Origin of the sequence: Chryseobacterium caseinilyticum, assembly GCF_014837145.1 — a bacterium.
Taxonomy (GTDB): domain Bacteria; phylum Bacteroidota; class Bacteroidia; order Flavobacteriales; family Weeksellaceae; genus Chryseobacterium; species Chryseobacterium caseinilyticum.
Window position 1 is genome coordinate 16230 of the sequence record NZ_JACYFS010000013.1, and the last position, 16250, is coordinate 32479.

Annotated in this window: 14 protein-coding genes; 13 read left to right on the top strand and 1 reads right to left on the bottom strand. The window is 34.0% G+C overall.

Going from position 1 to position 16250, the window contains the following annotated elements:
• Positions 1–5 precede the first annotated feature (5 nt).
• The 13 genes from IC610_RS19630 to IC610_RS19690 all read left to right on the top strand — a co-directional run bounded on the left by IC610_RS19630 (position 6) and on the right by IC610_RS19690 (position 14791).
• Positions 6–1115, top strand: a complete 1110-nt coding sequence (locus IC610_RS19630; protein ID WP_191738533.1) for a glycosyltransferase family 4 protein — start codon at positions 6–8, stop codon at positions 1113–1115.
• Positions 1115–2974: an asparagine synthase (glutamine-hydrolyzing) gene (asnB, locus tag IC610_RS19635; RefSeq protein ID WP_191738535.1), complete on the top strand. Its 1860-nt coding sequence runs from the start codon at positions 1115–1117 to the stop codon at positions 2972–2974. Before IC610_RS19630 ends, asnB (IC610_RS19635) begins: the two co-directional genes overlap by 1 nt.
• A gap of 30 nt (positions 2975–3004) precedes the next feature.
• Positions 3005–4177 (top strand): glycosyltransferase family protein, encoded by a 1173-nt coding sequence (locus IC610_RS19640; RefSeq protein WP_191738537.1) that lies wholly within the window; start codon positions 3005–3007, stop codon positions 4175–4177.
• Between the two features lie 17 nt (positions 4178–4194).
• Complete coding sequence (locus tag IC610_RS19645; protein ID WP_191738539.1) at positions 4195–5253, top strand: glycosyltransferase family 4 protein; 1059 nt, start codon at positions 4195–4197, stop codon at positions 5251–5253.
• Positions 5254–5281: 28 nt separating this feature from the next.
• Positions 5282–6418, top strand: a complete 1137-nt coding sequence (locus IC610_RS19650) for a hypothetical protein (RefSeq protein WP_191738541.1) — start codon at positions 5282–5284, stop codon at positions 6416–6418.
• 8 nt (positions 6419–6426) lie between these two features.
• Positions 6427–8319, top strand: a complete 1893-nt coding sequence (gene asnB, locus IC610_RS19655; protein ID WP_191738543.1) for an asparagine synthase (glutamine-hydrolyzing) — start codon at positions 6427–6429, stop codon at positions 8317–8319.
• A gap of 368 nt (positions 8320–8687) precedes the next feature.
• On the top strand, positions 8688–9488 hold the full coding sequence (locus tag IC610_RS19660) for a hypothetical protein (protein WP_191738544.1): 801 nt from the start codon (positions 8688–8690) through the stop codon (positions 9486–9488).
• A gap of 97 nt (positions 9489–9585) precedes the next feature.
• Positions 9586–10737, top strand: a complete 1152-nt coding sequence (locus IC610_RS19665) for a glycosyltransferase family 4 protein (RefSeq protein WP_228462975.1) — start codon at positions 9586–9588, stop codon at positions 10735–10737.
• A 2-nt stretch (positions 10738–10739) separates the two neighbouring features.
• Complete coding sequence (locus IC610_RS19670) at positions 10740–11345, top strand: sugar transferase (RefSeq protein WP_191738546.1); 606 nt, start codon at positions 10740–10742, stop codon at positions 11343–11345.
• Between the two features lie 20 nt (positions 11346–11365).
• The gene (locus IC610_RS19675) at positions 11366–12016 is read left to right on the top strand and encodes an acetyltransferase (protein ID WP_191738548.1); all 651 of its coding nucleotides are present in this window, start codon (positions 11366–11368) and stop codon (positions 12014–12016) included.
• The gene (locus IC610_RS19680; protein WP_191738550.1) at positions 12016–13152 is read left to right on the top strand and encodes a DegT/DnrJ/EryC1/StrS family aminotransferase; all 1137 of its coding nucleotides are present in this window, start codon (positions 12016–12018) and stop codon (positions 13150–13152) included. Before IC610_RS19675 ends, IC610_RS19680 begins: the two co-directional genes overlap by 1 nt.
• A 349-nt stretch (positions 13153–13501) precedes the next feature.
• Positions 13502–14116 (top strand): DUF3575 domain-containing protein, encoded by a 615-nt coding sequence (locus IC610_RS19685; RefSeq protein ID WP_191738553.1) that lies wholly within the window; start codon positions 13502–13504, stop codon positions 14114–14116.
• A 123-nt stretch (positions 14117–14239) separates the two neighbouring features.
• Positions 14240–14791 (top strand): sugar transferase, encoded by a 552-nt coding sequence (locus IC610_RS19690; protein ID WP_191738555.1) that lies wholly within the window; start codon positions 14240–14242, stop codon positions 14789–14791.
• A 497-nt stretch (positions 14792–15288) separates the two neighbouring features.
• Here IC610_RS19690 and IC610_RS19695 read toward each other — a convergent pair whose 3' ends face one another.
• Positions 15289–15522, bottom strand: a complete 234-nt coding sequence (locus IC610_RS19695; protein ID WP_191738557.1) for a helix-turn-helix domain-containing protein — start codon at positions 15520–15522, stop codon at positions 15289–15291.
• Positions 15523–16250 lie beyond the last annotated feature (728 nt).

The following is a 16250-nucleotide window of genomic DNA, read 5'->3' on the forward strand; positions in this document are numbered from 1 at the left end:
ATATTTTGAAAATCTTATTTGTTATAGAATCTTTAGGCAATGGTGGAGCTGAAAGAGCTCTAATCAGTACTATCAACATTCTTATAAAAAGAGGTGTAAGTTGTGAAGTTGCAACATTATTCGAAGAACATGATTTATTGAGCGAGCTAGAGCGTAATGGTGTAGTTGTTCATCAGTTAAATGTGGGTTTCCGATGGAATGTTTTTAAGATACTATCGCAATTAAAAGCTTTACTTACAAATAGAAAATATGATATTGTAGATACTCACCTATTTTTTGCTCACTTCTATGTTGGTATATTAAAAACAATTAGATTCCCACAACTTAAAACTATTGTTACATTACATAACTTGGGTTATCAGGCTGATCCTGCTACTACTGTAATTAAGAAATTCAGAAAGTTGCTTGATAAACAATCTTTAAATACTTTCGATATAAAATTAGCAGTAAGTAAAAGTGTTAAAAATCACTTTATAGACGAGCTGAACTTAAATGATGTTAAAGTCCTTCATAACGGTTTTGTAGTTAAAGAGTTCAGCTCACCACAAGGATCAAAACCCTTAGTTTTTTCTTCTGATAAAATGAATATATTAACACCTGGACGCTTAGTAAAAGAGAAAGGACATGAATTCTTGATTAAAGCAATCATAGACATTAATAAATCAGTTCATAGCTTGCACTTCTTTTTCGCTGGAGATGGACATATGAAGGAAGTTATTGAGAATCTAATAGTTGAGCATGATATTGATAATATAACATTATTAGGTAATTTAGAGCAACAGGAACTTTTTAACTATATTTTATATGCAGACCTTATCGTAATTCCATCTGTTTCAGAAGGTTTTGGAATGGTTGTGGGGGAATCAATGGTTTTAAATAAAGCAATTTTAGCAACCAATGTTGGAGGAATTCCAGATTTTATTGATAATGGAATTAACGGAATAATGGTTAACGCCAAAAGTCATACTGAACTCAAGGAAAATATTGAATTACTAATTAATAACGATGATTTACGTAAACAATTAGGTGCTGCTGCACGTCAAAAAGTTCAGATATTCAACATTGATAAAATTGTAGAAAAAAGAATAGAAATATATAAGAAACTAATCAGCTGATGTGCGGAATTACAGGATTTATTGATTTTACAGGAAAAAGCTCAAAGGAAACACTGGATAACATGACAGGAGTAATCGAGCACCGTGGGCCAGATGGTCAGGGTCTTTTCTTTTTAGAAAAAGAAAAAGTACAAATCGGATTCGGACACCGCAGATTGTCAATTATTGATCTTTCTCATGCTGCGGATCAGCCCATGACGGTTGGAGACTTAACAATTGTTTTTAACGGTGAGATCTATAATTTTCAGGAGATAAAAGACGAATTACTGGCAAAAGGTAGAGTATTCACCACCGTTTCGGATACTGAAGTAATTGTACAGTCTTTTCAGGAATGGCATACAGATGCTGTTCAGAAATTTATTGGTATGTTTGCTTTTGTAATTCATAATAAATCAACAGATGAATTTTGGTTGTTTAGGGATCGTACAGGAATTAAACCACTGTATTATTACCAGAAAAATGAATTAATACTATTTGCTTCTGAATTAAAGTGTTTTCATAAGCATCCTAAGTTTGAGAAAAGAATGAATATAGATTCTGTTTCTCATTTCTTACAATATGGTTATATATCAGGAGATACTTCAATCTTCGAAAATGTAAAAAAAGTGTCACCGGGCAGTTTCATATATTTCAATGCAGATAACAAGACTCTTAAAGAAACAAAATACTGGGATGCAGCTGATTTTTACAAAAAAAATAAATTAAATATTGATTTCACAGAAGCTACACACAAAACAGAAGAAATCATCCAAAGTGCATGTGAATACAGGATGGTTGCAGATGTTCCCGTAGGTGTATTTTTAAGTGGCGGATACGACAGTACTTTAGTAACATCATTACTGCAGAAAAACCGTACTCAAAAGATTAAAACCTTCACGATTGGGGTAGAAGATAAGAATCTTAATGAAGCACTTTATGCAAGAGAAATTGCAGATCGTCTCGGTACAGATCATACAGAAATGTATTGCAGTGAAAGTGAAATGTTTGATTTGATAGAAAAACTGCCTTTCCATTATGATGAGCCTTTTGGGGACTCAAGTGCAATACCGACTATGTTGGTAAGCAGTCTGGCAAGACAGCATGTTACTGTAGCTTTGTCGGCAGATGGTGGTGATGAAGTTTTTGGAGGATATAATCGTTATGATTATATTTCTAAACTAAATAAGATACAGAAGATATCAAAACTACCGTTACCATACAATTTTCTTATAAATAAACTCATCTCCAATCACTCAGATGCAGATCGTTATAAAAAAATATTTAATAATCCTACAGCATATCAGTTAGCTGATACTCTAAATACTTCATATCTGAAATCAGACCTGTTAAAATTATTTAAAGAAAATATAAGTATTAATGAAAAAAGTCTCATTAGTGGCTTAGAGATTAAAGGAAATTTAAGTAAAATGATGTACTATGATTATGTCACATATTTACCTGATGATATTCTTACAAAAGTTGACAGGGCAACAATGGCTTTTAGTTTAGAAGGACGGGAACCAATGTTGGATCACAGAGTGCTTGAATGGGCTGCTACTTTACCTGATTCGTTTAAATATAATAAGGGAGAAAAAAAATATATTTTAAAAGAAATTGTACATCAGTATGTGCCGAGGGAAATGATGAACCGCCCAAAGATGGGTTTTGGGGTTCCCGTTCTTTCTTGGCTACAGAATTCTTTAAAAGCTAAACTTGACTTTTACCTTGGAACTGATTTTATTAAAAATCAGGGTATATTTAATGAAATTGAGATAAATAGATTAAAAGAAAATATACTTTCGGGAAAAGATCGCCATTATCAGAAACTATGGTATATCCTTGTTTTTCAGCAATGGTATGAGAAATGGATGAACCAATGATATTTTTGACAGGAGTCCAAGAAAATTAAAATGATAAAAACAAAAATTGCTTATATAAGTTATAACGGCATGAATGAGGCCTTGGGGTCTTCTCAGGTGCTGACTTATCTCTACAAACTATCTTCCGAATATCAATACCACCTTATATCGTTAGAAAAACCTGAAGATTTTTCAGATAAAGAAAAAATGGATAATCTGATGCAAAGCTTATATAAGAAAGATATTCACTGGCATCCAATATTGTATAAAACAGACAAGCTCGGTAAACTAATGAATTTTTTTTATTTGCTGGCAAAAACAAGTAAAATAACAAAAAGGGAAAATATTAAATTTGCTCATTGTAGAAGTTATTTCCCGGCATTTGTAGCTTATCTGCTTAAATTAACCTACTTATTTGATACACGTGGCTTTGCCTTTGATGAAAGTGCTGATGTTGGAAGCTTTAATCGTCAGGGGTTTGTTTTCAAGCTACTGAAAATAGTAGAGAAAGCCATTTACCGAAATGCTGCTGGAATAAATAAGTTATCGTTTGAAGGAAGGAGAACAATACTTGAAAATGAACTGTTTGATAAAGGTGATCAGATAAAAAATATTTCAGTAATCCCCACATGCGTGGATTTAGACCGATTTAAATTTATACATCGCAATTATCAAAGTCCTGTTAAAATTGGCTATGTAGGTACTGCGGTCGGGTGGTACGATTTTGAAAAAACTTTAGAGGTTATTAAGAAAATAGGAGAACAAATACCCTACCACTTCACTATCTTTAACAGTGGACAACATGATTATATCAATGAAAAACTGAAACAGTTTCATATTCCGGCAGAAAAAGTTAATCTCGAAAAAGTTTCATTTCAGGAAATGCCCGAAAGACTTGCCGAATTTGAAATTGCACTATTCTATATTCATCCCTTTTTCTCAAAAAGGGCTTCTGCAGCGACAAAATTGGGCGAACTGTTGGCAACTGGTATACCAGTAATTACAAATTCAGGAGTGGGTGATCATGATTTTTATATCAACAATAATGATATTGGAAAAATAATCGATTTTAACGATTTGGAAAAATATAATTTTAAGGAAATATTCGAAAATTTACGGTCAGAGAAAACATCTCAAAAATGCAGAGAAATAGCGGAAAGGTATTTTTCAGTTGAAAAAGGTGTAGATGATTACAAAAATATTTACAGACAAATATTTATATAACAGGTCAAAATTTTGAAATGAAAGTTTTATATCTAACCAAATATACTTCTGCAGGAGCGAGTAGTAGAATGCGAAGTTTTCAGTATTTTCCTTACTTGGAGAATTCAGATCTGAAAATTAGTGTTAGTACATTTTTCAATGACAGATATCTGGAGACATTATATAATGGAAATAAGAACAGCATGCTTATTCTGAAAGCATATCTAAAAAGATTTTTTGTATTATTTACAGTATTCAGATATGATCGTGTAGTGATAGAATATGAAATATTCCCCTATTTCCCGGCGTGGATTGAAAAATTCTTAAGTAAATTGGGAATTAAATATATTGTGGATTATGATGATGCGATTTTTCACAATTATGATCTGAATGCTAACAAATGGATAAAGAAACTGCTTGGTAATAAAATTGATCAGGTGATGAAATTTAGTTCGGTGGTCGTAGCAGGCAATCAGTATCTGGCAAAACGTGCTAAAATTGCAGGTGCTAAGAAAATCATTATTATTCCTACCGTTATTGATCTTAAAGAGTACAAAACAAAAAGAGATTACGAAAGCAAAAAATTTAGAATTGGATGGATTGGTTCTCCTTCTACTTATAAATATGTTGAAAATATAAAAAAGGGACTTACTGCATTTGCGAATCAGCGTGATGCGGAAATTGTCATTGTAGGTGCATTTACACAACATAAATCAGAACCTCCATTTGTTTTTGTGCCTTGGCAAAAACATACCGAAACACAATGGATAAGGTCTTTCGATGTAGGACTGATGCCCTTAGATGATACTCCTTGGTCAAGAGGAAAATGTTCATTTAAGCTAATTCAGTATATGGCAGCTGGAATTCCGGTTATAGCCTCGCCTGTTGGTATGAATAAAGAAGTGGTGACAGAACGGAATGGTTTTTTAGCAAATTCATCGGAAGAATGGTACAATTCACTTTCTGAATATGCTGAGAATGTTTCCTTAAGGAAAAAACACGGCGTAGAGGGTCGTAAAATAGTAGAAAAAAAATATGCTTTACAGGTGACTGCAGAAGCATGGAAACAATTATTGATGAACAATGGTAATATTTGATATTTTATATTCCATAATTTTTTTTATTATGTCAATAGGTTTTGCTAAACTGGTGACAGAAAAAAAGGATTATAGATATCTTAAGACTTTAAAGTGGCTCACTTTTTTTCATTTTATAATGGGCATTGCTTTCTATTTTCTGACTAGAAATGGAGGCGGGGATGCTTGGACGTATTGGGTAAACGCTAAAAATATGTCACCTGAAGAATTTAGTTATAATATAACACATGAATTTGGTACTTATTTCATTGAAGCAATCAATTACATACCTGTTCACTTCTTGGAAATGTCATTCTTTGCCAACACAATGTTTTACGCCATGTTAGGAAGTTTCGGTGTCTCTTGCTTTTATGCTGTAGTACTTAAACTGATTCCCTACAATTCAAAATTAAATGGACGAATGTTATTTCCATTACTGTTTTTTCTTCCGAATATGCACTTCTGGTCTTCAGGAGTGGGTAAGGACACAATTATGTTCATGTCAATTGGAATGTTTGTATATGGAATGTTGACACCTTTCAGAAGAATACCCTTGTTAATTATTTCTGCTTTTCTAACTTTTGCCATCCGTCCACACGTTGTTCTTTTCATGGCAGTTGCATTTGGTGTGGTTATGCTCTTCGGGACTAAAATGTCAAAATCAAAGAAAATATTTTTCTCGCTGATATTTATTTCTGCAGGAATAGCCATGCTACCTACTGTGATGACGTTTGCAAGTATTGATAATTTATCAGTGAACAATATTACATCTAAAGCTGAAAATCAGTCTAAATTGCTACAGGACGGGGCTGGATCAGGTATCGACATCTCATCCTATCCATTACCATTAAAAATATTTACATTTTTATTTCGACCTCTTTTTTTCGATGCTAGAAGCATAAATTCAATGCTGGCTTCTTTTGAAAATGCAATAATTTTAATTTTAGCCGTAAAAGCTTTCAGATTTAAAGTTTTTGAAACTTATAAAGCTGCACCTATAATCATCAAGGCATTGCTTATATTTTTAGTTATAGGATCACTTTTGTTTTCGATTACTTTAGGAAATTTAGGAGTGATGATAAGGATGAGAAATATGTTTTTACCCGGATTCGTAATATATTTACTATGGGCATTTTCTTACAGGGAGCAATTAAGACGTGAGAAAAACTTGAAAAATAAAAATTGATATTACTTATGTGTGGAATAAATGGAATTATAAAAAAATACAGTTCTGAAGTCGAAATTGAAAAAAAGCTGCAGGTAATGAATCAGCGGATTATTCACAGGGGGCCTGATGAGGATGGTTTTTTTATTCATCAGGTTGAAGATACAGCGATTGGCTTTGCCATGCGCCGTTTGTCTATTATAGATCTGTCATCAGGAAAACAGCCTATTTTTACAGAGGATAAGTCTAAAGTTATCGTATTTAACGGTGAAATTTACAACTATAAAGTGCTCAAGACAGAGTTGGAAAGCTTAGGCATAATTTTCCATACCACTTCGGACACCGAAGTGATTCTTAAGATGTACGAAAAATATGGTACAAATTCTTTCAGCAGGCTAGACGGAATGTTTGCATTTTCTATTTATGATAAAACGAGCGAGAAAATTTTTATAGTTCGTGATTTCTTTGGTGAAAAGCCTTTGTATTACACAAACACAGCTGAAGGTTTGATTTGGGCATCAGAACTTAAATCAATAATGCCGATAATGAATTCCAGACCTGAGATAGATAAAACAGGACTTTCGCTGTACTTTCAATTGACATACATTCCTGCTCCTTATTCAATTTATGAAGGTATCTCTAAACTGGAGGCAGACCATTATATTGAATATGATCTTAAAACTCATCAGATACTTATTCAGAAAGTAAATATGGAGACCAAAGCTCAGATAAAAGAAATATCCTTTGCCACAGCTAAAGATGAGGTGCATGACTTGGTGCAGAAATCTGTAATTTCAAGAAGTGTTTCAGATGTTCCCATAGGAACATTTTTATCTGGTGGAGTGGATTCAAGTATCGTAAGCTGGTGTCTGGCAAAAAATCTGGACGAGAAAATTAATACGTTTTCAATTGGTTTTGAAAAAAAATCTTTCGACGAAACTGATAAGTCGAAAACGGTGGCTAAATTAATTGGAAGCAATCACCATGAGTTTATTATATCAGAAAAAGACCTTACAAAATATACCGACGAGATTCTGTTAAATTTTGACGAACCTTTCGCAGATTCTTCGGCACTGCCAAGTTTTTTAGTGGCAAAGAAAACCAGCGGATTTGTAAAAGTGGCACTGACGGGTGATGGTGGAGATGAGATTTTTGGGGGATACAATAAATATCTGATCGGAAACATCAATAAGAGATACACTGGACTCGTTCCTGAAAAGCTTCATAAAAATATTGTCAGATTCTCAGATATATTTACAAGACAGAAAGAAGATAAAAGGGGTCTGAAGTTTAAAATAAGAAAGTCGCTGCATTCACTCGACTACGGGAATGATTTCTATTATAACATTATAAAACTGGGCTTTTCAAATGTAGAGATGGGCGAATATTTTAAATCTGCTGCGTTCGATAGTAATCCGCTTTTAAGATATAAACAGAAGCTTCCCGCACCATTGACTCTTAGCGATTTTAGAGAAGTGGACCGGATGATAAGTTTGGAAGGGGATATGATTGTAAAAGTAGACCGCACAAGCATGCTTACCTCGCTGGAATGCCGTGCTCCTTTCTTGAATAAGGAATTATGGAACTACACAAAAACACTTCCTGAAGAGTATTTAATGAAAGGATCAAACAAGAAGTATATATTAAAAAAAGCCTTTGAGGAGTATTTTCCTGAGGAGTTTTTAGACAAATCCAAGCAGGGCTTTGGTGTTCCTGTGGGAGACTGGCTGAAGTACGGAATGAGAAAAGAATTGGAATCTTTTATCGATAATGAATTCTTAAAACAGCAGGATCTATTTAAAGTTGATGCAATAGTAACAATGGTTAAAAATCATCTTAGTTCTTTGGAAGATCATTCATTCAAAGTCTGGACTTTTTACTGTTTCCAGAAATGGTATAAAAACATCTATGCACAATTATAAATAATATTGAAAGGTGTACATAAGAATTGTAATTGACAGTAAATTAAAGTAATAGAGTACAGAGACATATGCAGGGCCTCTTAAAGAAAGATTTTAAAATTGATCTGGTAATACTGCTGATTTATCATCTTTTATTTACCTTTGCTGCTTTTTACTTTGTTACAAAACGAGGTGGAGATGCTCAACATTATTGGTTTTTAAATGAAGATCTTTCACAGAAGAAGTGGCAGGATTTTTTTAAACCCGGGACAGATATTGTCAGATGTATTGTTTATCCTTTAGTTAAGTATTTCAATTTACCATTTTGGACTGGATTTATTTTCTTTTCGTTATTCAGCAGCCTTGGTGTGATATTATTGTATAAAATCATGATAGAAATTTCAGAGGATAACAGAATTTTAAAATATTTTACTGCGCTGTTATTGCTTTTGCCAAATCTCCACTTTTGGTCTTCTGTTATTGGTAAGGAAGCTTTGCTATTACCTTTTTTGGTATTGATAATTTTTGAAGTTCACCGTAAACGGTATTTTAGTCTGTTCATTTTTGTGGCTCTTTTTTTTATTGCACTGGTGAGGCCGCATGTAGCATTTGTGTTGTTGTTGAGCTATACTTTGAGTCTGCTGCTTGTTATTAAATCTTCAATAAAATATAAAATGATCTTGATTGGGGGATTTGGTCTTTGTGCCATTTTATTCTCGGTGCTTCTAGTGCGGATTCAGAATTTTGATGGTGGATTCCAAAGGGTATTAAAAAAATATGACGCTCATATCCAGTATTTTAAAAGTACAGATGCATATGTACCTTTAGATCAGTATGGAATATCAATGAAAATATTTACTTTTTATTTTCGGCCTTTACCTCTCGAAAAAGCGGGATTGCGCTACGGAATAATAAGTTTCGAAAATGCAGTACTTTTGCTTCTATCTCTGGTAACAGCTTATTATTCACTGAAATTTTTTAAAATACTGTACACACAAATCCTCTTTATATTTCCGGCGATTCTTCTGCTGTTACTGGCACTAATGTATGTATTTGCCTATGCCAATTTTGGAATTATCATGAGGGCAAAAATGATGGTTCTTCCTTTTTTATTTGTGTTGATACTTACCGTAATGTCTACTGCTGTTTCTCACCAGAAATTGAATAGGCATAAATCAAATCATATCTGAGTATGAAAAAATTTAGAACATTCGTAAATTATTTCTCTTTGAATACAAGCATTAATTTAATATTTTTACGCTCAATTTAAATTATAAATTTTCTATTTTGAAAAAGCTCATCCGAATAACAACCGTTCCGGTCTCAATGAAAATTTTATTACGGGGACAGCTCAGTTTTATGTCAGAACATTTTGAGGTGATAGGAATAACCTCTCCGGGAAAGGAAATATACGATGTGGAAGAAGCGGAGAAGATTAGGGTCGTACCAGTTGTAATGTCTCGTAAAATAACCCCTGTTCAGGATTTGATAGCCCTGTGGAAAACATATAAACTTTTAAAAAAAGAAAACCCCCATATCGTACATACTCATACGCCAAAAGCAGGAATGATTGGAATGTTGGCAGCTAAATTAGCGAAAGTGCCTGTAAGATTACATACCGTTGCAGGACTACCCCTTATGGAAACAACAGGCACAAAGCGTAAAATTTTAAATAAAGTGGAAAAACTTACCTACGCTTGTGCTACAAAAATTTATCCCAATTCTAAAGGTTTATATAATTTTATCGTAAAAGAAAAATTTACTGATATTGAAAAATTAAAAGTGATTGCTTCAGGTTCTTCAAATGGAATAGATACTGCCTTTTTTTCAGTGAGTAACGTCTCGCATGAGCATACAGAAAGACTGAAAAACAGCTTAAATATTCATAGCAATGATTTCATTTTTATATTTGTTGGACGTTTAGTGAAAGACAAAGGCATCAATGAATTAGTGGCTGCTTTTTCAAAAATCAAGAATCCAGATGCAAGACTTTTATTGGTAGGCCCGATGGAAGATGATTTGGATCCTTTGCTGTCCGAAGTCAATGAGGAGATTAAAAACAATACAAATATAATCAGCGTAGGTTTTCAGCAGGATGTCCGCCCTTATTTTGCTCTCGCTGATGCGTTGGTGTTTCCAAGTTACAGAGAGGGATTTCCCAATGTAGTAATGCAGGCTGGGGCAATGGGGTTACCAAGTATAGTCTCGGATATCAATGGCTGTAATGAAATTGTTGTAGAAGGATTAAATGGACGCATAATTCCTGTTAAAAATGAAGATGCTCTTAGGATGGCAATGGAAAATTTTATGACAAATAAAATGGAGCTATCACAATTAAAAAACAATGCAAGATCAATGATTACGAAACGTTATGAACAATCTGTAGTATGGGATGCCCTATTAAAAGAATATAATATTTTATTGAAAGAAAAAGCTTGATGATGTACAGGAACTTCACAAAAAGAATTATAGATTTTACGGTTGCGTTTTTTGGTTTGCTGATATTTAGTCCGGTTTTTATTGTAGTAACCATCGCATTGTATATAGCAAATAACGGAAAACCTTTTTTCTTTCAGGCACGGCCAGGTTTAAATGAAGAAATATTTGAAATCATAAAATTCAAAACAATGAGTGATCGGAAAAGTAGTAGTGGAAAATTATTATCTGATGCAGAAAGATTAACTTCAATTGGAGCTTTTGTACGTAAAACATCTTTAGATGAGCTCCCACAACTGCTTAATGTGTTAAAAGGTGACATGTCTTTAATTGGACCTAGGCCATTACTGCCTCAATATTTATCTTTATACAACGAATCACAAAAGCGTAGGCATACCGTGAGACCTGGAATTACCGGGTGGGCACAGGTGAATGGTAGAAATGCCATTTCCTGGACGAAGAAGTTTGATTTGGATGTTTGGTATGTTGATCATCTCAGCTTTCAAACTGACTTGAAAATTTTTTTTACAACTTTTAAGAAAGTTTTTAAAAGTGATGGTATTAACCAGAACGGGCAAGCTACAATGGAAATCTTTAACGGAAAGAATTAATAAAAATAGTATCTTAATAAATGAAAAACATTGCCATATTTGGTGCGGGCGGTTTTGGTAGAGAAGTCAAAACTATTATTGATGAAATAAACAAAATAACTCCACAAACATATAATTTTGTTGGTTATTTTGATGATGGCTTTGAAAAAGGAGCTTTAGTTAATAATCATCCAATTCTGGGTGGAATAAATGACATCAGAAATTTAAGAGAAAAGACAGCAATTGTTATTTGTGTAGCAGATCCGGAAATTAAAGAAAAAATAGTCTCTAAAATAGATAATCCGGTCGTAGATTTTCCTACCATAGTACATCCTAAAGCATCAGTTTCTAATGATTTTGTTACTATTGGAAAAGGATCCGTAATTTGTGAAGGAACAATTATCACCTGCAATATCAATATTAAAGATTTTGTTATTCTAAATTTGATGTGTACGGTAGGACACGATACAACTATAGAAAACTACTGCTCTTTCATGCCATCAGTAAATATTTCGGGAGAAGTATTAATTGAGAAAGGTGTATATGCTGGAACTGGAGCTAAGATTATTAATTTGTTGACAATTGGTGAAAACACCATAATAGGTGCAGGAGCGGTAGTTTCAAAATCTCTTCCCAAAAACTGTACAGCAGTAGGTATACCTGCTAAACCAATAAAATTCCACGAATTATAATGAACTCAAAAATATGGCTCTCCTCACCACACATGGGAGGAACCGAACAAAAATATGTAAATGAAGCATTTGAAGCCAATTGGATTGCGCCTTTAGGACCAAATGTAAATGGTTTTGAAAAAGACTTAGAGACGTTTTTAAATAATAATGTAAAAGTGGCAGCACTTTCAGCGGGCACAGCGGCACTTCATTTGGCTTTAATAGAATGTAACGTGAAATATGGTGACGAAGTGATTTGCCAGTCAATGACATTTTCCGCTTCTGCAAACCCAATTGCCTACTGTGGTGCAATACCAGTATTCATCGACTCTGAAAGTGATACATGGAACATGTGTCCGCTTGCTTTGGAAGAAGCGATTTCAGACAGAATATCAAAAGGCAAAAAGCCAAAAGCAATCATTGTAGTTCATCTGTACGGAATGCCTGCAAAAATGGATGAGATTATTGCAATTGCAAATAAATATCAAATTCCTTTAATTGAAGACGCAGCAGAAGCCTTAGGATCTTTATACAAAGGGAAACCGTGTGGGACTTTCGGACGTTTCGGAATTTTATCCTTTAACGGAAATAAAATCATTACGACTTCAGGTGGCGGAGCCTTGGTTTGCCATTCTCAGGAAGATAAAGACAAAGCAGTTTTCCTTTCTACTCAGGCAAGAGACGATGCACCTCATTATCAGCATTCACAAATAGGTTACAATTACCGGATGAGCAATATTGTGGCAGGCATTGGCCGCGGACAGATGGAAGTTTTAAATGACAGAGTTGCTGCACGCAGAAAAATGCATGATTTCTACATGGAAACTTTCAGGGATATTGATGGCGTAGAGGTTTTCTCTGAACCTTCAGAAGATTATTTTTCCAACCACTGGTTGTCAGTAATAGAAATTGATGAAGCTGTTGCAGGCAAAAACAGAGAAGGGCTGCGTTTGGCATTTCTTGAAGATGACATCGAATCCCGACCGCTATGGAAGCCTATGCACCTGCAGCCGGTTTTCAGAGATTCACCTTATTATGGACAAAGAGTATCTGAAACCCTGTTCGAAAACGGACTGTGCCTTCCTTCAGGTTCAAACCTTACAGATGAAGACAGACAGAGAATTGCAACGGTGATCAAAAACTATTTTTCTAAGTAAAAGATAAATATTTCTATCATATTAACAGATTATCTCTGATATGACAGAATGTTAAAATTACAACACTAAAACTTAACATAGTCAATCTCCTGTTGTTGCTGGAATATAGTATCACAAAATTGCATAACATATCATTCTGGAAATCTGTAAAATAGGTGAAACAGGTAGTCATTTGAAGTTGACGCAACTTTCAAATTTTAATGCATCAGAATCGCCGTGAATGTTATATGTTAACATCAAATAATCTTACTCAGTTAAAAAAATTATATATTTGTCTACAATCTCTTGTGATCTGTACGCATAAAAAGGCATAATGGATATACTCGAAAAAATACACGGTAAACACATAATGAAAACCAGAATAGCATTTTTGATGCTCATCTTTCAGACACTAATGATGAATGCACAGACAGAAGTAAAAGCCAACACAATATTTCTGCCGCTCGGAATAGTAAATGTAGCATCCGAACAGACGCTTAACAAAAATTTCACACTGCAGGAAGAAGTATTCATCTCACCGTGGAAATCTTTTTCAGGCAAACATTTGCAGATTTACATGGCGACTTTGGAAGGACGGTATTATTTTAAAGAATCGATGAAAAAATGGTATGTTGGAGGATATTTTTCCTTTGCAAATTTTAACCTTCAGAAATGGAATTATTGGAATGAACTGGTAGTGCTGGATGAAAATGAGCAGCCTCAAATTTTAGCAGATGGTTCTGTAAGGCGGTCTGAAATTTATCAAAAAGGATATTCTTTTATTTTCGGTATCAGTGGAGGGTATCATTTCACTATAAATGAAAAGTTAGGATTGGATATTTTTGCTGGCGTAGGATCGTCACAAGGTATGTACAAAGGTTTTTATAAGGACAATGGTCAGAGATCAGACAAAGCACACGGCTGGAACAAAAGCGGTGAACTCATCCCTACAAGGGGAGGGCTGATGCTCACATATAAACTGTAATTGAGTAGTTTTAGATTGTCGCACATTTTTGATTTTTTGAAGAGAGTTAAGTATACGCTATAATTAGAAACTTGTTGTATATAAATCAATAACCCTGTTAAACTAGATAATTCAGTATTAAATATGATACGCACATTTGATTTTATTTTTTCCTTATTCGGGCTGCTGTTTCTCTGTCCCATTGTAATAGCGCTTTACATTGTTGGGATATTCTATGATGGTTCGCCCATTTTTGTACAGGAAAGAATGGGGCGTTATAAAAAGCCATTTAAGCTTTTAAAATTCAGGACGATGCCTGCTAATACAGAGTCTGTGGCAACGCACTTGTCAGATAATGTAAAGATTTCAAAATTCGGAAGTTTTTTGCGCAAATCAAAACTGGATGAGCTCCCACAGCTAATCAATGTTTTGATAGGCGATATGAGTCTCGTAGGCCCAAGACCCAACCTATATAACCAGACAGAAGTGATTGAAGAACGAGACAAAAGAGGAGTCTACAATGCTGTTCCCGGAATTACAGGCTTGGCTCAGATTAATGAAATTGATATGTCGACACCGGTAAAACTCGCAGAAAAAGATGCAGAGATGATTGCAAATTTAACGGTTTCAGATTATTTCAGATATATCTTTGCTACGGTAGGTGGTAAAGGTCAGGGCGACAGAATTCAAAAGTAGTTTTGAAGTTTGCTTGAAATCGTTTACATTTATTTTTTTAGAAAACAATTGAATGAAAGATAAAAGATGGCTTTCACCACCCATCTTTGCGTTAACGGCTACTTTATCCATTTTATTATATATCTTCTTTCGCAAAGCAACTAAATTTTCTGAAAAAGCTATCGTTGTGCGAATTCTACTGACTTCGTGCTGTCTCATAGAAACTCACCATTACAATATGATAAGCTATTGAAAAAGAAAACTCTGAAGTTAGGGGATCTTGGGGAGCTGATTTAAGCTTTATCTATATATTCTATATTCATAAAAACCACCAATATTAACCCCTAGAAAACCTACAACCTCTACAACATCATTGAAGCAGTCCGTGAGTTGCTTTGTCATTCTTAAAATTAAGCAAAAAAACAACTTCATGCCAACAAATGAAGTTTTGCAACAGTATTCTAATATGAACATCAAAGAAATTGGAAAAGAAGAAAATCCCAACTTACATTAGAATTCTAATCAATCTTGAAATTCAGCAAATCTTTAGGTGATATATTTAATCCTTTAGCTAAGTCTATTAAAGTTGTAAATGAGAAATTTCTTTTTCCATTTTCAATATCGCTGACTGTGCCTTTAGTGATTTTGCTACTATTAAGTACGATTTCATCTTGTGTTAGTCCAGATTTAATTCTTAAATCTTTAACGTGTTCTCCAAATTTTCTGAGTATTTCGTCTTTTAAAATGTCCATTAATTAGCACTTTATACAAAGGGCGTAATTTTTTTTACAAAATTTGTTACAAGTTCTTGTAACAGAATGAAAAATTCTTATATTTGGAAATAATTACTTAATAAAGTAATTTTGCGATACTTCAAAAAATTAATAGAAGCTATTGCTTAGAATCTCGCTTAGAAAACTGGTAATTTACGGAACGAGAGGATAAGTACTAAGCTCACGACCTAGGCGTGGGCTCTCTTATCTGTTCCAAGGTATACCAGTACCACTAAGCTGATATTATAGAGTTCCATGCCGTTTTATTTTCATGCCGTCGCTTTTTCTACAACAATCTAAGCCTGCTTCACCACATAGAGTATCTTGACATGATACAGTAGGGTGTACAACCTATTGCGGCCTTTTAAAGCTTTCACGGGACAAATTTTCATTCATATTAATTGATATTTACCGCTTTTGTATGCTCTGAAGTGAGTTTATTACTGTTTCTTTTCAGTGTATCATGAAAGCCCTGTTTTTCTGAACAGTTGGGGATTGCATCAGAGATTCCTCTGTTCAGAATAAAAACAGGAACCCAATCACAGCGAGTTATTATGACCAATCAAAAATCAATGAAATAAAACACAGGCCAGCTCAGCCTGACCAAAAAAGATCAATAAAAAAGCCCCTTCCCATAAGTTTGGCGACTCAGGAAGGAGCAATGGATTGAATCGTTTAATTAAAAACATTACAAAACTATGAAAAAA

Excerpts from the sequence above, each read along its gene's own strand:
- asnB (WP_191738535.1), top strand. The coding sequence starts at position 1,115 with ATGTGCGGAATTACAGGATTTATTGATTTTACAGGAAAAAGCTCAAAG.
- IC610_RS19640 (WP_191738537.1), top strand. The coding sequence starts at position 3,005 with ATGATAAAAACAAAAATTGCTTATATAAGTTATAACGGCATGAATGAG.
- IC610_RS19645 (WP_191738539.1), top strand. The coding sequence starts at position 4,195 with ATGAAAGTTTTATATCTAACCAAATATACTTCTGCAGGAGCGAGTAGT.
- IC610_RS19650 (WP_191738541.1), top strand. The coding sequence starts at position 5,282 with ATGTCAATAGGTTTTGCTAAACTGGTGACAGAAAAAAAGGATTATAGA.
- asnB (WP_191738543.1), top strand. The coding sequence starts at position 6,427 with ATGTGTGGAATAAATGGAATTATAAAAAAATACAGTTCTGAAGTCGAA.
- IC610_RS19660 (WP_191738544.1), top strand. The coding sequence starts at position 8,688 with ATGATAGAAATTTCAGAGGATAACAGAATTTTAAAATATTTTACTGCG.
- IC610_RS19670 (WP_191738546.1), top strand. The coding sequence starts at position 10,740 with ATGTACAGGAACTTCACAAAAAGAATTATAGATTTTACGGTTGCGTTT.
- IC610_RS19675 (WP_191738548.1), top strand. The coding sequence starts at position 11,366 with ATGAAAAACATTGCCATATTTGGTGCGGGCGGTTTTGGTAGAGAAGTC.
- IC610_RS19680 (WP_191738550.1), top strand. The coding sequence starts at position 12,016 with ATGAACTCAAAAATATGGCTCTCCTCACCACACATGGGAGGAACCGAA.
- IC610_RS19685 (WP_191738553.1), top strand. The coding sequence starts at position 13,502 with ATGAAAACCAGAATAGCATTTTTGATGCTCATCTTTCAGACACTAATG.
- IC610_RS19690 (WP_191738555.1), top strand. The coding sequence starts at position 14,240 with ATGATACGCACATTTGATTTTATTTTTTCCTTATTCGGGCTGCTGTTT.
- IC610_RS19695 (WP_191738557.1), bottom strand. The coding sequence starts at position 15,522 with ATGGACATTTTAAAAGACGAAATACTCAGAAAATTTGGAGAACACGTT.